The sequence below is a fragment of the Kribbella sp. NPDC050281 genome (assembly GCF_040655855.1).
Classification (GTDB): Bacteria; Actinomycetota; Actinomycetes; order Propionibacteriales; family Kribbellaceae; genus Kribbella.
This window is the reverse complement of sequence record NZ_JBFAKS010000028.1, coordinates 53,255-74,129: the sequence shown is the minus strand read 5'-3', so window position 1 is coordinate 74,129 and position 20,875 is coordinate 53,255. Positions and strand designations below refer to the sequence as shown.

Below are 20,875 nucleotides of genomic sequence, written 5' to 3'. Positions count from 1 at the left end.
CAGGACATTTAGTATCCAGGTTATGAAGATGAACGAAGGCGTCGAATGGGCGATGCACAGCTGCGTGAATCTCAGCTGGCTGCCCGGCGAGGCGGTCACCGCCAAGCGACTCGCCGCGTTCTACAACCTTCCCACGGCGTACCTGAACAAACAGCTCCAGGCCCTCACCCGGGCCGGCATCCTGACCTCGGTCTCCGGGCCGAAGGGCGGCTTCCAGCTGGCTCGCGACCCGCACAAGATCACCCTGCTCGACATCGTCGTCGCGATCGACGGGCCGGACGACGCGTTCCGCTGCACGCAGATCCTGAAACAGGGCCCGGGCGCCGACCCGAAGGCCGACTACACCAAGGTCTGCGTGGTCTCCCAGGCGATGCGCACCGCGGAGCTGACCTATCGCCGTACGTTGGCCGACCAGACCATCGCGGACATCGCGGAGCGGGTGGTGAGCACGTCTCCGGACGCTCCCGCCAGCACCCGGAACCGGTTCGCCAACCTCAAGTCCTGAACGTCACCCACCACCTCTCCGCCCAGACCCAGGAGTTGATTCTGGATGTCAAATATCCTGAATAAGCCACTGATCCTGTCCCTGCTCGCGTTCGCCCAACTGATCATCTCGATCGACTACACCATCGTGTACGTCGCCGTCCCGGACATCGGCCGCGAACTCGGCTTCGCCGCCCACAACCTGCAATGGGTGGTCAGCGGGTACGCCGTCGCCTTCGGCGGGTTCCTCCTGCTGGGCGGCCGGATGTCCGACCTCCTCGGCCGGCGCCGGATGTTCACCGCCGGCCTCATCCTGTACGGCGCCTCGTCGCTGGCCGGAGGTTTCGCGACCGAGCCGGGTCTACTGGTCGGCGCCCGGGCGGTGCAGGGATTCGGCGGTGCCGTCCTCGCGCCCGCCACGCTGTCCCTGATCGGCACGCTGTTCGCGGAGGGCCGGGAACGCAACCGGGCCTTCTCGATCTGGGGCGCTGCCGGCGGCAGCGGGATGGCGCTCGGCTCGCTGCTGGGCGGCGTCCTGACCCAGTCGTTCGGCTGGGCAGCGATCTTCTTCGTCAACGTCCCGCTCGCCGCGATCGGTGTGGTGGCGGCGCTGATCCTGCTCCCCATCGACGGGACGGATCGCGGTCGCCGCAGGTTCGACATACCTGGTGCGGTGACTGCGACGGCAGGGATCACCGCGGTCGTGTTCGCGTTGGTGCAGGGGCCTGCGACCGGGTGGGACGGTGTCAGCGTGGCCGCGGCCGTGGGCGGCGTCGTACTGCTGGCGGCGTTCGTCTTGATCGAGCTCCGGTCGCCGGATCCCCTGCTGCCATTGGGATTGCTGCGCGTTCGCAACCTCCGCAACGGCGTCGCCGTGATCCTGCTGTTCGCCGCGACGCTCGGAACGCTGCTGTACTTCGAGACTGTCTACTTCCAGGACGTCCTGGGCTACAACGCGCTGGAGACGGGCTTGGCGTACCTCCTCCCGATGCTGGCGATCTTCGTCGGCTCCAACCTGGGCGGACGGTTGGCGACGCGGTTCGGCCTCCATCTGACCCTCGCGGTCAGCCTGTCCGTATCCGCGGTCGGCGTCGCGCTCCTCGGCCTGGTCCTGTCGAGCAATGCGTCGTACGGCGTGCTCGTCCCGGCACTGCTGATCCTCAGCTTCGGCCAGGGCAGCGCGTTCAGCACCATGTACGCCGCCGCGTCCACCGGCGTCGCCGCGGAACACCAAGGCATCGGCTCAGGGATGGCGTCGACCGGTCAGCAGATCGGGAACGCGGTCGGTCTCGCGATCCTCGTTGCCATCGCCAACCGCGGCACGGCCGGCCTGACCGGCGAGTCGCTGCGTACGGCGACCACCCACGGGCTCCGGCTCGCCGTTCTGCTCACCGCGGCCGGGGTCGTTGTCACCGCCGCGATCGCGCTCACCGGCCGGCGCCGTACGCCGGTCCTGGTCGATGCCGTCAGCAACTGATTTCCCAACTACTGAAGGAGAAACTGTCATGAGCACCAACCCGCCCGTCCTGGTCCGCGCCGCCGAGGCCGAGGTCCTTCCCGCCGCCGGAGTCACCCTGTTCGCCGACGTCGCCGACACCGGCGGTCACCTGACCAGCCACCGTTCGATCCTCAGGCCCGGCAAGGACAGCGCTCCCCCGCACCAGCACCAGGAGGCGTCCGAACTGTTCTTCGTCCTCACCGGCAGCCTGCGTGTCCTGCTCGGCGACGACCTCATCACCCTGGCCAAAGGCGACTTCCTCGTCGTACCGCCGAACACCCCGCACGCCTTCGAGGCGGCCGGCGACGAGAACACCGAGGTCTTCTTCGTCCTCACCCACGCGAAGCCGCGCTTCGACTACTACCGCCTCCTGGAACGCGTCTACCGCGGCGAAACCGACGCCGCCGAACTGGCTCAGACCAGCGACCTCTACGACAACCACTACATCGAAAGCCCCACCTGGCAGACTCGCCAGTCATGATGTGGCCGATAGCGGGCACTGGGAACTGATGAGGCACGACTGGTTCCTGACCGCGGCCGAGCGGGGCAACCCTGCGACGGACATCGACGCCGACGGGGCCTGGATCGAGGGCAACCTGGTCCAGGCCCTGGTGCACGGCGCGACCTACTTCCGAAAGCTGTACGACGAACTGCGCGCGCTGCGGCCGGGCGACCGGGTGTACTTCACCGACTGGCGTGGCGATCCGGACGAGGTCCTGGTCGAGGGCGGTCCCGGCCTGGGTGCGACGCTCTGCGACCTGGCCCGCGCCGGAGTGGAGGTCCGGGCACTGCTGTGGCGGTCCCACTCGGACCACATGAACTTCAATTCGCAGGAGAACCAGCGGCTCGGCACCGAGCTGAACGAGGCCGGCGGGGAGGTGCTGCTCGACCAACGTGTCCGTCGGTTGGCGTCGCACCACCAGAAGCTGTTCGTGATCCGGCATCGCGACGATCCGGCCTCGGACGTCGCCTTCGTCGGCGGCATCGACCTGTGTCACGGACGACGTGACGACGAACGGCATCTGGGTGATCCGCAGCCGGCGCCGATGGATGTGCGGTACGGATCCCGTCCACCCTGGCACGACGTCATGGTGGAGATCCGGGGTCCCGCCGTGGGTGATCTGCTGCGCTGCTTCGTCGAACGCTGGGACGATCCCCATCCGCTCGACCGCAGAACGCCGTACCGGATGGTGATCCAGCGGCTGGCGCGGATGCCTCGGCATCCGTCGAACCTGCCGGAGGCCTTCCCGGATCCGCCGCCGGCCGGGCCGCACGCCGTACAGGTGTTGCGGACGTATGCGCACAAGCATCCGAGGTTTCCGTTCGCGCCGCGTGGGGAGCACAGTGTCGCTCGTGGCTATCTGAAGGCCTTCGCGCGGGCACGGTCGCTGATCTATGTGGAGGATCAGTACCTGTGGTCCACAGAGGTGACGCTGTGCCTACGGGAGGCGTTGGTGCGGTCGCCCGGGTTGCGGATCATCGGCGTCGTACCGCGGTATCCGTACCAGGACGGGAGGGTGAGTGGTCCGCCGGCCCGCTACGCGCAACTGGAGGCGATGCGGTTGCTGGAGTCGGATCGAGTGGCGATCTACAACCTGGAGAACGAGGCCGGCGTACCGATCTATGTGCACGCGAAGGTCTGCATCGTCGACGACCAGTGGTTGACGTGTGGGTCCGACAACTTCAACCGCCGGTCCTGGACGAACGACAGCGAGCTGACGTGTGCGGTCGACTCCGAGGACCTGGCCCGCTCACTGCGGTCGGAGCTGTGGTCCGAGCATCTGGGCACCCACGACCTCGAGCTCGACCCGATCGCCGGCTTCGACCAGTGGCGCGAGACGGCCGCCACCCTGGACGACTGGCACTCAAATGGTTGCCTCGGGCCACGACCCGCGGGCCGCATCCGCCCGCACAACCCCCAGCCGGTCACCCGCCTCCAGTCCACCTGGGCCGGCTGGCTCGCTCGCCACCTCTACGACCCCGACGGCCGCCCCCGCCGCCACCGCAACTCCTTCTAGGCAAAGGTGACGACGAGCACCACGATGGCGAGGAGGGTGTCGAGAACGGCGCAGAACTCGGACATCGAACGTACGACGACCCGACCCGTGCGATGGTGGTAGGTGTCCCAGGCGGCGTGGGCGAGCAGACCCGTCGCCACGAGTAGTCCGGCTACGGTCTGATCCGCCTCGACCGCCACCAGTGCCGCAGCAGCCAGGACTATTAGAGCCGCTGCCTGCAAGGGCAGGCCCCAGGGTGGGCGGAGGGCGCCGCGGACGACGCCGTACACGGCCAGTACGGCGGCGAGGGCCAGCATGACCCAGGTTGCGTTGACGCCCTCGAGGTAGGACCCGAGTCCTACCGCGACGAAGCTGACGGCGAACATCGGCCAGGCAGCCTTCCGGCGTTGCAAGGCCGCGGCTCCCAGGTACAAGAACGCCGACGCCGTCACGATCGGCGCCACGTCGGCACCGCTCTCCATCCCCCACGCCGCGAACGCCGCCATCGCGGCGCCCGCCACCGCGGGCCACCGCCGCAGCACCCACGGACGCTCCACCTGCTCGACTGTATCCACCAGCACCTCCCGGTCTCTGACCGACAGAGGACCACGCAGCCCTTTCAATCCGCTTTCGGCGCCGCCAAGACTCTTTCGGCGCTGCAACGAGACTTCGCCCCCTGGCAAGGCGCGGCCCTGCGCGTGGCGGCGACGGCTACCGGAGAAGCAGTTGCCGCCATCGCTTCAGTCGACCGAGGACGAGCGCTGGGCAGCTCTCACCGCTATGACCCCAGGAGCTGGAGGCCAGACCCCGCGGGCTGCGAGCGGTGTTCAGACGGAGCGGGTGACGACCAGGTCGCAGAGGGAGTCGAGGGCCTCGCGGGCCGGCCCGTCGGGGAGGTCGGCGAGGAGCTTGCGAGCGTCGGCCGCGCGGCGGCGTACGTCGTCCTCGGCCTGACGGAACGCCGGGTGCGCCTGCAGCAGCTCGAGAGTCTCGGTCAGCCGGGCGTCGTCGGAGAGATCGGAGTCGAGCAGCTCGAGCAGGCGAGCGTCGTCGGGCTGAGCGGGGTCGGCCTGCGCGCGGAAGATCAGCACCGGCAGCGTCGGAACGCCTTCGCGGAGGTCGGTGCCTGGTGTTTTGCCGGACTGGTCGGACTCGGAGGCAATGTCGAGGATGTCGTCGGCCAGCTGGAAGGCGACGCCGATCTCCTCGCCGAAGGCCCGCAGCGATTCCTGGACCTCCTCGGACGCACCGGCGTACCGGGCTCCGAACAGCGCCGAGGTCGCGATCAGCGAGCCAGTCTTGTCGGCGACCACCGACAGGTAGTGCGCCAGCGGGTCCTGGCCCTCGCCGACCCCGAGAGTCTCGCGGATCTGGCCTTCGACCAGCCGGCCGAAGGTGCGGGCCTGGATCCGGACCGCCTCCGGGCCGAGATCGGCGACCAGGTCCGACGCCCGCGCGAACAGCCAGTCGCCGGACAGGATCGCGACCGAGTTGTCCCACCGTGCGTTCGCAGTGGACGAACCACGCCGGAGCGCCGCCTCGTCCATCACGTCGTCGTGGTGCAGGGTCGCGACGTGGGTCAGCTCGACCACGGCCGCCGACTTGATCACCTCAGGGGCAGCGGGCGACGGACCGAACTCGGCGGCCAGCAGCACCAGCAGCGGCCGGAACCGCTTGCCACCGGCAACCATGACGTGCTGCGCGGCCGCCGTCACGAACGGCGCCTCGGACTGGGTCGCGTCGTGCAGTTCCCGCTCGACCGACTCCAGGCCGTCGCGAACCCGGGACTCGAGCGCCTCGTCGGCGAACGCGAATCCCAGGCTCTCGGCCGGCAGCGGGGTCGGACTCACCGGATGAACTCACCCGCTCGCGCCGCCAGGTCGAGCATCGGCCCGGGAACCAGGCCGAGGACCACCGTGGCGGCGAGACCGAGCGCGACCGCGCTCGTGGTCTGCCAGCCGGGCAGAACCACGTCCGGCGCGTCGGCCGGGAGGTCGGAGAAGAACATCAGCACGATCACGCGGACGTAGAAGAACGCGGCGACCAGGCTGGCCAGCACCGCGACCACGACCAGCGGCCACGCGCCACCGGACCACGCCGCGCTGAAGACCGCCCACTTGCCGGTGAAGCCCGCGGTCAGCGGGATACCGGCGAAGGAGAGCAGGAAGAAGGCGAAGATGCCGGCCAGCAGCGGCGACTTCTTGCCCAGTCCGGCCCACCGGGACAGGTGGGTGGCCTCGCCGCCCGCGTCGCGCACCAGCGTGACGACGGCGAACGCGCCGACGGTCGGGAAGCCGTAGGAGACCAGGTAGAACAGCACCGCCTGGGTCGAGGTGATCCCGTTGTGTACGCCGTTCCCGACCTGCGCCAGCCCGACGAACGCGGTCAGCAGGAAGCCGGCGTGCGCGATCGAGGAGTAGGCCAGCATCCGCTTCACGTCGGTCTGGGTGATGGCCACGATCGAACCGACCACCATGGTCAGGATCGCGACGATCCACATCATCGGGGCCCAGTCCCAGCGGGTGCCGCCGAGGGCCACGTAGAAGACCCGCATCAGCCCGATGAACGCGGCGATCTTGGTGCAGGCCGCCATGAACCCGGTGACCGGGGTCGGGGCGCCCTGGTACACGTCCGGGGTCCAGGAGTGGAACGGTACGGCGCCGACCTTGAACAGCAGGCCGACAGCCACCAGACCGGTGCCGGCCAGCAGGATCGAGTCACCGCCGGTCTGCGTGGCCAGCGCGTCCGAGATCCCGCCCAGCGACATCGTGCCGGCGTACCCGTAGAGCAGCGCGATGCCGAACAGCAGGAACGCCGAGGAGAACGCACCGAGCAGGAAGTACTTCATCGCGGCTTCCTGCGAGATCAGCCGGCGACGACGCGCCAGGCCGCAGAGCAGGTACAGCGGCAGCGAGAACACCTCGAGCGCGACGAACAGCACCAGCAGGTCGTTGGCCGACGCGAACAGCATCATGCCGCCGACCGCGAACAGCGTCAGCGGGAAGATCTCGGTGTGCTCGACCTTGGCCGCGGTGCCCTCCCGCTCGGCCTCGGAGCCCGGTACGGCGGCCGCCTGGCCGGCGAACGCGGACAGCCCGCCGTCGACCGACCGCTCGGCGAACAGCAGCACGCTGATCAGCGTCAGCGCCAGCAGGATCAGCCAGGTGAACAGCGCCGGGCCGTCGACCGAGATCGCACCCTGCGCAGCGATCAGCTCCTTGTTGTCGTTCATCAGGAAGCCGGTCAGTACGCCGGACACGAGCACGGCGACCACCGTGATCGCCAACTGCACCAGGTGCCGCAGCGGGCGAGGCAGGAACGCCTCCGCCAGGACGCCGACACACGCCGCACCGAAGACCACGAGCAGCGGCGACAGCTCGCTGTACTCGATCTTCGGCGCGGTGAAGTCCGCCAGCGGCAGGATGTGCGCGATCACTTCTGTCCCTCCGTCACGGGGATCTGCGGTGCCTTGTCGGTCACACCGACGTGCTGCATGGTCGACTCCACCGCCGGCTTGATGATGTCGACCACCGGCTTCGGGAAGATCCCGAGGCCGACGATCAGCACCATCAGCGGAGCGATCGCGAGCACCTCACGCACGTTCAGGTCCTTGAGCTTCTCGATCCCGTCGCGGACCGGACCGGTCATCAGGCGTTGGTACATGAGCAGGATGTAGAGCGCGGCCAGCACGATACCGACCACCGCGATCACCGCGATCACCTTGTGCCGGCTGAACGTCCCGGCCAGCACCATGAACTCGGAGATGAACGGCGACATGCCGGGCAGCGCGAGGCTGGACAGGCCGGCGAACAGGAACGTGCCGGCCAGTACCGGTGCAACCTTCTCCACCCCGCCGTAGTCGGCGATCCGGGCCGATCCGCGCCGGGAGATCAGGTACCCGGCGACCAGGAACAGCGCGGCGGTGGAGAGACCGTGGTTGAACATGTACAGCGTCGACCCGGTCAGGCCCTGCGACGTCAGCGCGAAGATGCCCATCACGATGAAGCCGAAGTGCGAGATCGAGGTGTACGCGATCAGCCGCTTGATGTCGGTCTGCCCGATCGCCAGCAGAGCGCCGTACAGGACCGAGATCAGCGCCAGCACCAGGACGACCGGGGTGGCCCACTCGGACGCGTTCGGGAACAGGCCCAGGCAGTACCGGATCATCCCGAAGGTGCCGATCTTGTCCAGGATGCCGACCAGCAGGACCGACGTACCCGGCGTCGCCTCACCGGCGGCGTCCGGCAGCCAGGTGTGGAACGGGACCATCGGCGCCTTCACCGCGAACGCGAACATGAAGCCGAGGAACAACCAGCGCTCGGTGTTCTGGCTCATGTCGAGCTTCATCATGTCGGACAGCAGGTACGACGGGGCGCCCTGCTTCGCCGAGACGACGTACAGACCGACCACCGACGCCAGCATCAGCAGACCGCCGAGCAGCGAGTACAGCAGGAACTTCACCGCGGCGTACGAGCGCTGCGGACCGCCGAAGCCGCCGATCAGGAAGTACATCGGGATCAGCGTCGCCTCGAACAGCACGTAGAAGAGGAACACGTCGGTGGCGGCGAACACGCCGATCGACAGGGCCTCGAGGCCGAGGACCCAGGCGAAGAAGGCCTTCTCCGACCAGCGGCCGTTCTGCGCGTCGTTCCAGGAAGCGATCAGCACGACCGGCGTCAGCAGCGCGGTCAGCACCAGCAGGACGACGCTGACCCCGTCGAGGCCGAGCGCGTAGTGCGCGCCGAAGGCCTTGATCCAGGTGTAGGTCTCGGCGTAGTCCTCGGCACCGTTGCGCTGGTAGCCGATCGCAACGATCGCGGTCAGCACCAGCGTGACGAGCGAGAAGCCGAGCGCGACCTGCTTGGCCAGCAGAGCCTTCGCCTTGGGCACGAGCATCGTCACTATCGCCCCGACGAACGGCAGGAGCAGTAACAGGGTCAACCAACCGATGTTCACGACAACCTCACCGCGAGGAGGGCGACGACCACGAGTGCGGCGCCGAAGACCATGCTGAGTGCGTACGAACGGACGAAGCCCGTCTGGAATCGGCGGAGCCGGCCGGACAACCCACCGAACAGTGCGGCCAGCCCGTTCACAAAGCCGTCCACACCACGGTTGTCGAACCAGACGAGCGTCCGTGTGAGGTACTGGCCCGGACGCATCAGGACCGCCTCGTTCAGTGCGTCGCCGTACAGGTCACGGCGCGCGAGGGTGGTGACCGGCGAGACCCGGACCGGCGCCTCGCGCGGGATGTCCCGGCGGAACAGCACGACACCGATGGCGGCGCCGACGATCACGACCGCGAGGATGAGCAGGGTCATCGCCAGCTGGCTCATCGGGGGGTGCGCCTCTTCGAACCCGGTCACCGGCTCCAGCCAGGTGACGATCCAGTCCTTGACGAAGTAGAGCGCACCGCCGACCAGCGAGAGGATCGCGAGGATGATCAGCGGACCGGTCATCACGTTCGGCGACTCGTGCGGGTGGACGTCCTTCTCCCAGCGCTTCTCGCCGAAGAAGGTCATCATCATCAGCCTGGTCATGTAGAACGCGGTGATCCCGGCGCCGAGCAGCGCGCACAGACCGACCACAGTGTTCTCCGCGAAGGCGACCTCGATGATGTGGTCCTTGCTGAAGAAGCCGGAGAACGGCGGGATGCCCAGGATCGCCAGGTAGCCGAAGGCGAACGTCACGTAGGTGACCCTCATGTACTTCCGCAGGGCGCCGTAGTGACGCATGTTCACGTCGTCGTTCATGCCGTGCATCACCGAACCGGCACCGAGGAACATGTCGGCCTTGAAGAAGCCGTGCGTGAGCAGGTGGAAGATCGCGAAGACGTAACCCACCGGGCCGAGGCCGGCGGCGAGCATCATGTAGCCGATCTGGCTCATCGTCGAACCGGCCAGTGCCTTCTTGATGTCGTCCTTGGCGCAACCGATGATCGCACCGGTCAGCGCGGTTACCGTGCCGACGACCACCACCGCGGTGGACGCCGCGTCGGTGACCTCGTAGATCGCGCTCGAGCGGACCACCAGGTAGACGCCCGCGGTGACCATGGTCGCCGCGTGAATGAGGGCCGACACCGGGGTCGGGCCCTCCATCGCGTCCAGCAGCCAGGACTGCAGCGGCACCTGCGCGGACTTGCCGCAGGCCGCCAGCAGCAGCATCAGGCCGAGCAGCGTGGCCCAGGTGCTCGACAGCTTGTCCGCGCCGGCGTTCACTGTGGCGAAGGCCGAGGAGCCGAACAGTGCCCACATGCTCATCACCGCGAGCGACAGCCCGATGTCACCGACCCGGTTCACCACGAACGCCTTCTTCGCGGCGACCGCGGCCGAGTTCTTGTACTGCCAGAACCCGATCAGCAGGTACGACGCCAGGCCGACGCCCTCCCAGCCGACGAACACCACCAGGTAGTCGGCCGCGAGGACCAGCAGCAGCATCGAGGCGATGAACAGGTTCAGGTAGCCGAAGAACCGGCGCCTGCGCTCGTCGTGCTCCATGTAGCCGATCGAGTAGATGTGGATGAGCGAGCCCACACCGGTGATCAGCAGCACGAACAGGATCGACAGCGGGTCGATCAGCAGGCTGAACTCCACCTTGATGTTGCCGACCGAGAACCACTCGAACAGCCGGACCGTCTCGGACCGGTCGTCGCTGGGTTTGCCCTGCATCTGGACGAACAGCACGACGCCGAAGGCGAAGGAGATCAGCGGTGCCAGCGTGCCCAGCAGGTGACCCCATGCGTTGGTGGCCTTGCCACCCAGCAGCAGGATCGCCGCGGACACGGCCGGGACCGCGACCAGCAGCCACGTCAGCTCATGACTCATCGGTGCTTACCTCAGTACTTGAGCAGGTTGGCGTCGTCGACCGAGGCCGAGCGACGGGTGCGGAAGATGGCCATGATGATCGCCAGCCCGATCACGACCTCGGCCGCGGCCACCACCATCACGAAGAAGGCGGCGATCTGGCCGTCGAGGTTGCCGTGCTGGCGGGCGAAGCTGACGAACGCGAGGTTGGCCGCGTTCAGCATCAGCTCGACGCACATGAAGACGACGATGGCGTTGCGGCGCACCAGGACGCCGAGCGCCCCGATGCTGAACAGAATCGCCGCGAGCACGATGTACGGCTCGGTGCTCACAGTTTGTCCTCCTCGCCGTATCCGGACAGGTCCGTGCCTTCGAGTTCGGGCCGGACCTGGTCGCCTGCGTCGCGGTCGAGGACCTCGTCGATGTCGGCCCGCTCGTCGGCTTCGGGGAACACGGTGCCACGTGCCTGGAGCACGCGCGAAACCGAGGTCGGTGCGATCGACCCATCGGGCAGCAGCGCCGGCGTGTCGACGGCGTTGTGCCGGGCCAGAACACCCGGGGTCGGCAGCGGACCGGGGTGGATCCCCTGCTCGGCGTACTTGCGGATCCGCTCCTCGGCGTGGTCGCGCTGGGTCCGCTTCTTGGTCAGCCGCTCGCGGTGCGCCAGCATCATCGCGCCCAGGGCCGCGGTGATCAGCAGCGCCGAGGTGACCTCGAAGGCGAACACGTACTTGCCGAACAGCAGTTGCGCGATGCCCTTCGGGTTGCCGTCCGGCTGCGCGTTGGCCAGCCCGACCGGGTTGCCGTACATCGCGTTGCCGACGGCCGCGACCAGCAGGACCGCGAAGCCGAGGAACGCCAGCCCGGCCAGCAGCCGCTGGCCGCGGATCGTCTCGACCAGGGAGTCAGACGCGTCCACACCGACCAGCATCAGCACGAACAGGAACAGCATCAGGATCGCGCCGGTGTAGACGATGATCTGCACCGCGAACAGGAACGGCGCGTCCTGGGCGGCGTACTGGAGGGCCAGACAGATCATCACCGTCGCCAGCAGCAGCGCGGAGTGCACCGCCTTGCGGACCAGCACCATCGCGATCGCGGCCAGGACCATGACCGGTGCGAGCATCCAGAACGCGAACTGCCCGCCGGTGACCATGCCGATCATTTCGCGTCACCACCATCGGCGGGTACGACGGAACCGGTCAGACCGAGGTAGTAGTCCTTCTCGGTGGCGCCCAGCTGCATGTCGTGCGGCGGCTCCTGCATGCCCGGCAGCATCGGTGCCAGCAGGTCCTTCTTCTCGTAGATGAGGGACTCGCGGGTGCGGTCGGCCAGCTCGTACTCGTTGGTCATCGTGAGCGCCCGGGTCGGGCAGGCCTCGATGCACAGGCCGCAGAGGATGCAGCGCAGGTAGTTGATCTGGTACACCCGCCCGTACCGCTCGCCCGGGGAGAAGCGTCCGGAGCCACCGTCTGCGTTGTCAGAGTTGTCCGCGCCCTCGACATAGATCGCGTCCGCCGGGCAGGCCCAGGCGCACAGCTCACAGCCGATGCACTTCTCCAGGCCGTCCGGCCAGCGGTTCAGCTGGTGCCGGCCGTGGAAGCGTGGCGCGGTCGGCTTCTTCTCGAACGGGTACTGCTCGGTGAACACCTTGCGGAACATCGTCCGGAAGGTGACCCCGAACCCGGCTACCGGGTCCCAGATGGACTCTTTGACACTAGCCACGGTGGGCTTCCTCGCTTCGGCTCGGAGTCTTGACGAGCGGTGGTGGCACCGGGAACCCGCCGGCGAAGGCGTCGAAGTCCTTGCCGTCGTCGTCCTCGGTCTTGTCGTTCTTGGGCTTCTGCGGGACTGCCAGCGAGATCAGCGCCAGCAGTACGGCGATACCGGCCGCGACCAGCAGCCAGGTGCGCGGCGTGGACGCCTCGCGGCCGACCGCGCGGACGGTGGCGACCAGCAGGATCCAGCCCAGCGACACCGGGATCAGGATCTTCCAGCCCAGCTTCATGAACTGGTCGTAGCGCAGCCGCGGCAGCGTTCCGCGCAGCCAGATGTAGAAGAAGATGAAGCACATCATCTTGCCGACGAACCACAGCACCGGCCAGAAGCCGGAGTTCGCGCCGTCCCAGATCGAGATCGGCCACGGTGCCCGCCAGCCGCCCAGGAACAGCGTGGTGGCCAGCGCCGACACGGTCGCCATGTTGATGTACTCGGCCAGGAAGAACATCGCGTACTTCATCGAGGAGTACTCGGTCAGGAAGCCGGCCACCAGCTCGCCCTCGGCCTCCGGCAGGTCGAACGGCGCGCGGTTCGTCTCGCCGATCATCGAGACCACGTAGATCACGAACGACGGGAACAGCAGGAACGCGTACCAGCCCGGGATCGGGATGTCCGCGCCGAACAGGTTGACCGACTGGTGCGAGCCCTGCGCCGCGACGATCTCCGAGGTGGACATCGACCCGGCGAACAGGAACACCGTCACCAGCGCGAGGCCCATGCCGACCTCGTAGGAGATCATCTGCGCGCTGGACCGCAGGCCACCGAGCAGCGAGTACGTCGAGTTGGACGACCAGCCGCCGAGCACGATGCCGTAGATGCCGATCGAGGCGACCGCCATCACGTACAGCACCGAGACCGGCAGGTCGGTGATCTGCAGCCGGGTGTAGATGTCGGTGAACGGGATCTTCACCGTCGGCCCGAACGGGATCACCGCGAAGGTCAGGAAGGCCGGGATCGACACGATCACCGGGGCCGCGACGAAGACGAACCTGTCCACGCCCTTCGGCATCAGGTCTTCCTTGAACATCAGCTTCATACCGTCGGCGAGCGACTGCAGCAGGCCCTGCGGGCCGTGCACGTTCGGCCCGATCCGCTGCTGCATCCGGGCCACGACCCGGCGCTCCCACCAGATGTTGAACAGCGTCAGCACGACCAGGAAGATGAAGACCAGCAGCACCTTGAGGCCCACGACCCACCACGGGTCGTGGCCGACCCCGGCGTCCGGCACCGCGAGCGGGATATTCATGCGTTCCCTCCGGCGATCGTCACGATCGAGCCATGGTCTGCGTGCAGCGACCGGCGTACATGGGAGTCGGCCGAGTTGGTCGGCAGCCAGACCACGTTGTCGGGCATCGGAGTGATCACGACCGGCAGCCGGATCGACCCGGCGTCCGTGCTCACCACCAGCTCGTCGCCGTCGGCGACACCGACCCGGCGCGCCGTGGTCAGCGAGATCCGGGCGACCGGCGTACGGGCGGTGGCCGTCAGGTGCGGCTCACCGTCGTTCGCGCGGCTGTCGTCGATCAGCATCCGCCAGGTCGCGAGCCGGGTGGAGTCGAACGCGCCGAGCGACGGACCGGCCTGGTACGTCGGCTCCTGCGCGCGGTCACCGTCCCAGCGGCCGAGCTCGTCGTACTCCTTCTTCGCGCCGGCCGGAGTGCTGAACCCGAGCGACCGGTCCATCTCCTGCGCCAGCGCCGCCAGTGCCCGTACGTCGGGCATCGCGGCCGCGACCTTCAGTACCACCGGGAACGACCGCTCGCGGCCCTCCCAGTTGACGAAGGTGCCGTCCTTCTCCGCCGGCGGAACCACCGGGAAGACGACGTCGGCGTACTCGGTCACCTGCGTCTTGCGGACCTCGAAGCTGACCACGAACGGCGCGGCCTCCAGCGCGGCCAGCGCCGCCGCCGGGTCCGGCAGGTCGTCGATCTCGACACCCGCGACCACCAGCGCGTCCAGCGATCCGGCTGCCGCGAGGATCTCGGTCAGGTCCTTGCCGACGTTCGACGGCAGGCTGTCCACACCCCACGCGGCCTGGAGGTCGACCCGCGCCTGCGGGTCGGTCACCAACCGGCCACCGGGCAGCAGCCCCGGGAGGCAACCGGCCTCGAGGGCAGCCCGGTCACCCGCACGCCGCGGGATCCAGGCCAGCTGCGCGCCCGTGTCGAGCGCCAGCCGCAGTGCGGTCGAGTAACCACCCGGAACGCTGGCCAGCCGCTCGCCCACGATGATGATCGAGTCGGAACCCAGCGCGGCCCGCGCAGCCGCTCCGGCCTCGCCCGCACTGCCCAGGTCGGCCAGTAGGGCGGCCTCCGTGCCGGGCGATGCCTGGACGACCACGCCGTCGAGCTTCTCGACTCCGCGGGACGCGTACGCCGCCACGCTGAAGACCTTGGTGCCATGCGCCCGGACGCCCTTGCGCAGCCGCAGGAACACGGCCGGCGCTTCCTCCTCGGGCTCGAACCCGACGAGCAGCACCGATCCGGCCTTCTCCAGGTCGGAGAACGTCGTACCGAGGCCGGTGCCGGCGACCGCGGCGGCGAGGAAGTCCACTTCCTCCACGGAGTGCGGCCGGGACCGGAAGTCGATGTCGTTCGTGCCGAGGACGACGCGCGCGAACTTCGAGTACGCGTAGGAGTCCTCGAGGGTCAGCCGGCCACCGGTCAGCACCGCCGCGTTGCCGCGGGCCGCCGTCAGCTTCTCGCCCGCGAAGGTCAGCGCCTCCGGCCAGGACGCCGGCCGCAGCTCGCCGTCCTCGCGGATCATCGGGTGGGTCAGCCGGTCACCGGTGGTGGCGTAGTTGAACGCGAACCGGTCCTTGTCGGAGATCCACTCCTCGTTGACCTCGGGGTCGTCGCCGGCCAGCCGGCGCATCACCTTGCCGCGCCGGTAGTCGACCCGGATCGCCGCCCCGGACGAGTCGTGCTCGGCCACCGACGGCACCGACACGAGGTCGAACGGCCGGGACCGGAACCGGTACGCCGCGCTGGTCAGCGCACCCACCGGGCAGATCTGGATGGTGTTGCCGGAGAAGTAGCTCTCGAACGGCTCCTTCTCGTAGATGCCGACCTGCTGCAGCGCGCCGCGCTCGACCAGCGCGATGAACGGGTCACCGGCGATCTGCTCGGAGAACCGGGTGCAGCGCGCACACAGCACGCAGCGCTCGCGGTCCAGCAGCACCTCGGCCGAGATGTTGATCGGCTTGGGGTAGGTCCGCTTGATCTCGTGGAACCGCGACTCGCCGTACCCGTTGCTCATCGCCTGGTTCTGCAGCGGGCACTCGCCGCCCTTGTCGCAGACCGGGCAGTCCAGCGGGTGGTTGATCAGCAGGAACTCCATGTTCCCGTGCTGCGCCTTGTTCGCCACCGGCGAGCTCACCTGGGTACGGACCACCATGCCGTCGGCGACGGTGATCGTGCAGGAGGCCTGCGGCTTCGGCATCCCGCGGCCGTTGCCGGCATCGGTGATCTCGACCAGGCACTGGCGGCAGGCGCCGACCGGGTCGAGCAGCGGGTGGTCGCAGAACCGCGGGATCTGGATCCCGATCTGCTCCGCCGCCCGGATCAGCAGGGTGTTCTTGGGAACCTTCACCTCGATGTCGTCGATGGTGACGGTGATCAGATCGGTCCGCTCCACCTCCGACCCGGCCGGTGGGTTCGCTTGGATCGTCATGCGCTTGCTCCAGCGGTAGCGAAGACTGTGCTTGCCATCGGGTCGAACGGGCAGCCGCCGTTCTCGAAGTGCGCCAGGTACTCGTCCTTGAAGTGCTGGATCGAGCTGGTGATCGGCGCGGTCGCACCATCGGCCAGCGCGCAGAACGCCCGGCCGGTGATGTTCTCGCACAGGTCGAGCAGCGTGGCCAGGTCGTCCTTGCTGCCCTTGCCGTGCTCGAGCCGCTCGAGGATCTGCACCAGCCACCAGGTGCCCTCGCGGCACGGCGTGCACTTGCCGCAGGACTCGTGCTTGTAGAACTCGGTCCAGCGCAGCACCGAGCGCACCACGCAGGTCGTCTCGTCGAAGATCTGCAGCGCCTTGGTGCCGAGCATCGAGCCGGCCGCGCCGACGCCCTCGTAGTCCAGCGGGATGTCGAGATGCTCGGCGGTCAGCAGCGGCGTGGACGAACCACCCGGAGTCCAGAACTTCAGCTCGTGGCCCTCCCGGACCCCGCCGGCCAGGTCGATCAGTTGCCGCAGCGTGATGCCCATCGGCGCCTCGTACTGTCCCGGGCGGGTGACGTGCCCGGACAGCGAATACAGCGTCATGCCCTTGGACTTCTCGGTGCCCATCGAGGAGAACCAGTCGGCGCCGTTCTTGATGATGACGGGAACCGATGCGATCGACTCGACGTTGTTGATGACAGTGGGGCTTCCGTACAGACCGGCCACGGCCGGGAAGGGGGGACGCAGCCGAGGTTGACCGCGACGACCTTCCAGCGAGTCGAGCAGCGCCGTCTCCTCGCCGCAGATGTAGGCGCCGGCGCCGGCGTGCACGATCACGTCCAGGTCGTAGCCGGTGCCGAGGATGTCGGTGCCGATGAAGCCGGCTTCCTTCGCCTCGGCGACCGCCTGCTGCAACCGGCGGACGACGTGCAGAACCTCACCGCGGACATAGATGAACGCGACCGACGCGCGGATCGCGTAGGACGCGATGATGACGCCCTCGACCAGCGTGTGCGGCGAGGCGAGCATCAGCGGGATGTCCTTGCAGGTGCCCGGCTCGGACTCGTCCGCGTTCACCACCAGGTACTTCGGCTTCGGGTTGTCCTGCGGGATGAACGACCACTTCATCCCGGTCGGGAAGCCCGCGCCGCCACGGCCGCGCAGTCCGGAGTCCTTGACGGCGTTCACCACGTCGGCCGGCTGCATCCGCAGCGCGGTACGCAGAGCTTCGTACCCGCCGGACCGCTGGTACGACGCCAGTTGCCAGGAACGGATCTGGTCCCAGTTGTCGGACAGTACCGGGGTCAGCATGGTCAGTCCTCCTTCTGGGTGTCGGCACCCTGCGTACCACCAGGGGCGGTCCAGTTGCGTTCGCGGGCCAGGCGGAGGCCGGCCAATGTCGCCTTGCCGCCGGTCGGGCCCTCGTCGGCACGGCCGTCGGGGAAGCCGGCCAGCACGCGCTCGGCTTCCTTCCAGGTGCAGATCGTCGCGCCGCGCGGGGACTTCACCTCGTTGCCCTCACGCAGGTCGTCGACCAGCTGGGTGGCCGACTCCGGCGTCATGTCGTCGAAGAACTCCCAGTTCACCATCATCACCGGCGCGTAGTCGCAGGCGGCGTTGCACTCCAGGTGCTCGAGGGTGATCTTGCCGTCCTCGGTGGTCTCGTCGTTGCCGACGTCGAGGTGCTGCTTGAGCCGGTCGAAGATCACGTCGCCGCCCATCACGGCGCACAGCGTGTTGGTGCAGACCCCGACGTGGTAGTCACCGACCGGGCGGCGCTTGTACATCGTGTAGAAGGTCGCCACCGCGGACACCTCGGCACCGGTCAGCCCGAGGATCTCGGCGCACGCCTCGATGCCCTCCGGGGTGACCCGGCCCTCGACCGACTGCACCAGGTGCAGCATCGGCAGCAGCGCGGACCGGCCGACCGGGTACCGGGCGGCCAGCTCGCGCATCTCCGCGATCGTGGTGTCGGTGATCTTCGAGTCACCGGTGCTGTACGGCACCGGGACGTCGGTCGCAGTCGCGTGATTCTCGGCCATCTATCGGTCCACTCCACCCATCACCGGGTCAAGGCTGGCGACGGCGACGATCACGTCGGCGACCTGTGCGCCCTCGCACATGATCGGCATCGCCTGCAGGTTTGCGAAGGACGGGTCACGGAAGTGCGCCCGGTACGGCTTGGTACCGCCGTCGGAGACCAGGTGGCAGCCCAGTTCGCCGCGCGGCGACTCCAGCGCCACATAGGCCTGGCCGGCCGGCACCCGGAAGCCCTCGGTGACCAGCTTGAAGTGATGGATCAGCGCTTCCATCGACTCGCCCATGATGTGCTTGATGTGGTCGAGCGAGTTGCCCATCCCGTCGGTGCCGACGGCCAGCTGGCTCGGCCAGCCGATCTTCTTGTCGGCCACCATCACCGGCTCGCCCTCCATCTTGGCCAGCCGGTCGGCGCACTGCTCGACGATCTTCAGCGACTCGTGCATCTCCTGCAGCCGGACGCGGAACCGCCCGTAGGAGTCCGACGAGTCCCAGGTCGGTACGTCGAAGTCGTACGTCTCGTAACCGCAGTACGGCTGGGACTTGCGCAGGTCCAGCGCGTACCCGGTCGAGCGCACCGGCGGACCCGAGATGCCCAGCGCCATGCAGCCGGCCAGATCCAGGTAGCCGACGTTCTGCAGCCGGGCCTTGAAGATCGGGTTCGCGTTGCACAGCTCGGCGTACTCGGGCAGGTGCTTGTTCATCCAGGTGATGTACTCGCGGATCTTGTCCAGCGCACCCGGCGGCAGGTCCTGGGCGACACCGCCCGGCCGGATGAACGCGTGGTTCATCCGCAGGCCGGTGATCAGCTCGAACAGGTCCAGCGTCATCTCGCGCTCGCGGAACCCGATCGTCATCACGGTCAGCGCGCCGATCTCCATGCCACCGGTGGCGATGCAGACCAGGTGGCTCGAGATCCGGTTGAGCTCCATCAGGAGCACCCGCATCACGTTGGCCTTCTCCGGGATCTGGTCCTCGATCCCGAGCAGCCGCTCGACCGCGAGGCTGTAGGCCGCCTCGTTGTAGAACGGCGACAGGTAGTCCATCCGGGTGCAGAACGTGACGCCCTGCACCCAGGAGCGGAACTCCATGTTCTTCTCGATGCCGGTGTGCAGGTAGCCGATGCCGCAGCGGGCCTCGGTCACCGTCTCGCCCTCGAGCTCGAGGATGAGCCGGAGCACGCCGTGGGTGGACGGGTGCTGCGGGCCCATGTTGACGACGACGCGCTCCTCGGGCTCGTCGCCGAGGCCGGCGACGACCGAGTCCCAGTCCTGACCGGTGACGGTGAAGACCTTGCCCTCGGTGGTGTCGCGAGTGGTCGCGTACGGGTCCGACTGTGTCGATTCTGTCTGGGTCATCAGTTGTACGACCTCCGCGTGTCGGGCGGCGGGATGACCGCGCCCTTGTACTCGACGTCGATCCCGCCGAGCGGGTAGTCCTTGCGCTGCGGGTGTCCGGGCCAGTCGTCCGGCATCTGGATCCTGGTCAGCGCCGGGTGTCCGTCGAAGATGATGCCGAAGAAGTCCCAGGTCTCCCGCTCGTGCCAGTCGTTGGCCGGGTAGACCGAGACGACCGACGGGATGTGCGGGTCGGCGTCCGGGCAGGAGACCTCCAGCCGGATCCGCCGGTTGTGCGTGATCGAGAGCAGGTGGTAGACCGCGTGCAGCTCGCGGCCGGTCTCGTTCGGGTAGTGCACGCCGCTGACGCCCGAGCAGAACTCGAACCGGAGCGCCTCGTCGTCGCGCAGGTGCCGGCAGACCTCGACCAGGTCCTCGCGCTTGATGTGCAGGGTCAGCTCGTTGCGGTCGACCACGACCTTCTCGATCGCCGCGTCGCCGACCAGGCCCTGCAGGCGCTCGGTCGCGCCGTCGAACCAGGAGCCGTACGGCTTCGGCGTACCACCCGGCAGTGCGACCTGGCGGCGCAAGCCGCCGAAGCCGGAGGTGTCACCGGTGCCGCGGACACCGAACATGCCCTCGCGCTGGTCCACCACCTCGGCCGCCGGAGTCTGAGCGTCCCCGGCCGCGGACGTCGCCGGAAGGTTCTCCGGTTGCGTGTCACTCACCGAAGCAGCCCCTTCATCTCGATCGTCGGCGAGGCGGCCAGTGCGGCGACCTCCCGCTCCTGCAGCTCCGCCCGCTTGTTCGCGCCGAGCTTGCTGTGCTGGATGTGGTCGTGCAGCTTGAGGAACGCGTCCAGCAGCATCTCCGGCCGCGGCGGGCAGCCGGGCAGATACATGTCGACCGGTACGACGTGGTCCACGCCCTGCACGATCGCGTAGTTGTTGAACATGCCGCCGGACGACGCGCAGACACCCATCGCCAGCACCCACTTCGGGTTCGGCATCTGGTCGTAGATCTGGCGCAGGACCGGGGCCATCTTCTGGCTCACCCGGCCGGCCACGATCATCAGGTCGGCCTGCCGCGGCGACGCCCGGAAGACCTCCATCCCGAACCGGGCCGCGTCGTAGCGCGGCGCACCGGTGGTCATCATCTCGATCGCGCAGCAGGCCAGCCCGAAGGTTGCCGGCCACAACGAGGCCTTGCGCATGTAGCCGGACAGGCCCTCGATCGTGGTCAGCAGTACGCCGGCCGGAAGCTGTTCCTCAACACCCATAGC

At 68.2% G+C, this 20,875-nt stretch carries 19 protein-coding genes; 4 read left to right on the top strand and 15 right to left on the bottom strand.

Annotated features, from left to right (window positions below):
- Positions 1-22 precede the first annotated feature (22 nt).
- Genes AB0I34_RS27645 through AB0I34_RS27630 form a run of 4 tightly spaced genes read left to right on the top strand, consistent with a single transcriptional unit; the run spans position 23 to position 3,999 of the window.
- Positions 23-505, top strand: coding sequence for an Rrf2 family transcriptional regulator (locus AB0I34_RS27645; protein WP_360450392.1), 483 nt, complete (start codon positions 23-25; stop codon positions 503-505).
- Between the two features lie 45 nt (positions 506-550).
- Entirely contained in the window at positions 551-1,960 is a 1,410-nt protein-coding gene (locus AB0I34_RS27640) for an MFS transporter (RefSeq protein ID WP_360450389.1), read from the top strand.
- A gap of 28 nt (positions 1,961-1,988) precedes the next feature.
- Entirely contained in the window at positions 1,989-2,462 is a 474-nt protein-coding gene (locus tag AB0I34_RS27635) for a cupin domain-containing protein (protein ID WP_360450387.1), read from the top strand.
- Between the two features lie 28 nt (positions 2,463-2,490).
- Positions 2,491-3,999, top strand: coding sequence for a phospholipase D-like domain-containing protein (locus AB0I34_RS27630; RefSeq protein WP_360450384.1), 1,509 nt, complete (start codon positions 2,491-2,493; stop codon positions 3,997-3,999).
- On the opposite strand, the gene AB0I34_RS27625 is transcribed toward AB0I34_RS27630, so the two are convergent.
- From AB0I34_RS27625 to AB0I34_RS27555, 15 genes are all read right to left on the bottom strand, one after another.
- Positions 3,996-4,553, bottom strand: coding sequence for a hypothetical protein (locus AB0I34_RS27625; RefSeq protein ID WP_360450382.1), 558 nt, complete (start codon positions 4,551-4,553; stop codon positions 3,996-3,998). The genes AB0I34_RS27630 and AB0I34_RS27625 overlap by 4 nt on opposite strands.
- Positions 4,554-4,805: 252 nt before the next feature.
- Positions 4,806-5,828 (bottom strand): polyprenyl synthetase family protein, encoded by a 1,023-nt coding sequence (locus tag AB0I34_RS27620; protein ID WP_360450380.1) that lies wholly within the window; start codon positions 5,826-5,828, stop codon positions 4,806-4,808.
- Positions 5,825-7,414 carry an NADH-quinone oxidoreductase subunit NuoN gene (nuoN, locus tag AB0I34_RS27615; protein ID WP_360450377.1) on the bottom strand — a complete coding sequence of 530 codons (1,590 nt, stop codon included), beginning with the start codon at positions 7,412-7,414 and terminating at the stop codon, positions 5,825-5,827. The genes AB0I34_RS27620 and nuoN overlap by 4 nt, the downstream gene beginning before the upstream one ends.
- Positions 7,411-8,934, bottom strand: a complete 1,524-nt coding sequence (locus AB0I34_RS27610) for an NADH-quinone oxidoreductase subunit M (protein ID WP_360450375.1) — start codon at positions 8,932-8,934, stop codon at positions 7,411-7,413. The genes nuoN and AB0I34_RS27610 overlap by 4 nt, the downstream gene beginning before the upstream one ends.
- Complete coding sequence (nuoL, locus tag AB0I34_RS27605; RefSeq protein ID WP_360450373.1) at positions 8,931-10,802, bottom strand: NADH-quinone oxidoreductase subunit L; 1,872 nt, start codon at positions 10,800-10,802, stop codon at positions 8,931-8,933. Before nuoL ends, AB0I34_RS27610 begins: the two co-directional genes overlap by 4 nt.
- 11 nt (positions 10,803-10,813) lie before the next feature.
- Positions 10,814-11,113: an NADH-quinone oxidoreductase subunit NuoK gene (nuoK, locus tag AB0I34_RS27600; RefSeq protein WP_132411663.1), complete on the bottom strand. Its 300-nt coding sequence runs from the start codon at positions 11,111-11,113 to the stop codon at positions 10,814-10,816.
- On the bottom strand, positions 11,110-11,946 hold the full coding sequence (locus tag AB0I34_RS27595; RefSeq protein ID WP_360450371.1) for an NADH-quinone oxidoreductase subunit J: 837 nt from the start codon (positions 11,944-11,946) through the stop codon (positions 11,110-11,112). Before AB0I34_RS27595 ends, nuoK begins: the two co-directional genes overlap by 4 nt.
- Positions 11,943-12,506, bottom strand: a complete 564-nt coding sequence (gene nuoI, locus AB0I34_RS27590) for an NADH-quinone oxidoreductase subunit NuoI (protein ID WP_360450368.1) — start codon at positions 12,504-12,506, stop codon at positions 11,943-11,945. The genes AB0I34_RS27595 and nuoI overlap by 4 nt, the downstream gene beginning before the upstream one ends.
- On the bottom strand, positions 12,499-13,806 hold the full coding sequence (nuoH, locus tag AB0I34_RS27585) for an NADH-quinone oxidoreductase subunit NuoH (RefSeq protein WP_360450365.1): 1,308 nt from the start codon (positions 13,804-13,806) through the stop codon (positions 12,499-12,501). The genes nuoI and nuoH overlap by 8 nt, the downstream gene beginning before the upstream one ends.
- The gene (locus AB0I34_RS27580; protein ID WP_360450362.1) at positions 13,803-16,232 is read right to left on the bottom strand and encodes an NADH-quinone oxidoreductase subunit G; all 2,430 of its coding nucleotides are present in this window, start codon (positions 16,230-16,232) and stop codon (positions 13,803-13,805) included. Before AB0I34_RS27580 ends, nuoH begins: the two co-directional genes overlap by 4 nt.
- The gene (gene nuoF, locus AB0I34_RS27575) at positions 16,229-17,530 is read right to left on the bottom strand and encodes an NADH-quinone oxidoreductase subunit NuoF (RefSeq protein WP_360450359.1); all 1,302 of its coding nucleotides are present in this window, start codon (positions 17,528-17,530) and stop codon (positions 16,229-16,231) included. The genes AB0I34_RS27580 and nuoF overlap by 4 nt, the downstream gene beginning before the upstream one ends.
- Positions 17,531-17,532: 2 nt before the next feature.
- Entirely contained in the window at positions 17,533-18,261 is a 729-nt protein-coding gene (gene nuoE, locus AB0I34_RS27570) for an NADH-quinone oxidoreductase subunit NuoE (protein WP_360450356.1), read from the bottom strand.
- Entirely contained in the window at positions 18,262-19,614 is a 1,353-nt protein-coding gene (locus AB0I34_RS27565; RefSeq protein ID WP_360450353.1) for an NADH-quinone oxidoreductase subunit D, read from the bottom strand. It lies immediately after the preceding gene.
- Complete coding sequence (locus AB0I34_RS27560; RefSeq protein ID WP_360450350.1) at positions 19,614-20,321, bottom strand: NADH-quinone oxidoreductase subunit C; 708 nt, start codon at positions 20,319-20,321, stop codon at positions 19,614-19,616. Before AB0I34_RS27560 ends, AB0I34_RS27565 begins: the two co-directional genes overlap by 1 nt.
- Positions 20,318-20,872: an NADH-quinone oxidoreductase subunit B family protein gene (locus AB0I34_RS27555; RefSeq protein WP_360450347.1), complete on the bottom strand. Its 555-nt coding sequence runs from the start codon at positions 20,870-20,872 to the stop codon at positions 20,318-20,320. Before AB0I34_RS27555 ends, AB0I34_RS27560 begins: the two co-directional genes overlap by 4 nt.
- Positions 20,873-20,875: the final 3 nt, after the last annotated feature.

What these genes read in the sequence shown, in the direction of transcription:
- AB0I34_RS27645 (WP_360450392.1), top strand. Translation starts at nt 23, where the DNA reads ATGAAGATGAACGAAGGCGTCGAATGGGCGATGCACAGCTGCGTGAAT.
- AB0I34_RS27640 (WP_360450389.1), top strand. Translation starts at nt 551, where the DNA reads ATGTCAAATATCCTGAATAAGCCACTGATCCTGTCCCTGCTCGCGTTC.
- AB0I34_RS27635 (WP_360450387.1), top strand. Translation starts at nt 1,989, where the DNA reads ATGAGCACCAACCCGCCCGTCCTGGTCCGCGCCGCCGAGGCCGAGGTC.
- AB0I34_RS27630 (WP_360450384.1), top strand. Translation starts at nt 2,491, where the DNA reads ATGAGGCACGACTGGTTCCTGACCGCGGCCGAGCGGGGCAACCCTGCG.
- nuoL (WP_360450373.1), bottom strand. Translation starts at nt 10,802, where the DNA reads ATGAGTCATGAGCTGACGTGGCTGCTGGTCGCGGTCCCGGCCGTGTCC.
- AB0I34_RS27595 (WP_360450371.1), bottom strand. Translation starts at nt 11,946, where the DNA reads ATGATCGGCATGGTCACCGGCGGGCAGTTCGCGTTCTGGATGCTCGCA.
- nuoH (WP_360450365.1), bottom strand. Translation starts at nt 13,806, where the DNA reads ATGAATATCCCGCTCGCGGTGCCGGACGCCGGGGTCGGCCACGACCCG.
- AB0I34_RS27580 (WP_360450362.1), bottom strand. Translation starts at nt 16,232, where the DNA reads ATGACGATCCAAGCGAACCCACCGGCCGGGTCGGAGGTGGAGCGGACC.
- nuoF (WP_360450359.1), bottom strand. Translation starts at nt 17,530, where the DNA reads ATGCTGACCCCGGTACTGTCCGACAACTGGGACCAGATCCGTTCCTGG.
- nuoE (WP_360450356.1), bottom strand. Translation starts at nt 18,261, where the DNA reads ATGGCCGAGAATCACGCGACTGCGACCGACGTCCCGGTGCCGTACAGC.
- AB0I34_RS27565 (WP_360450353.1), bottom strand. Translation starts at nt 19,614, where the DNA reads ATGACCCAGACAGAATCGACACAGTCGGACCCGTACGCGACCACTCGC.
- AB0I34_RS27555 (WP_360450347.1), bottom strand. Translation starts at nt 20,872, where the DNA reads ATGGGTGTTGAGGAACAGCTTCCGGCCGGCGTACTGCTGACCACGATC.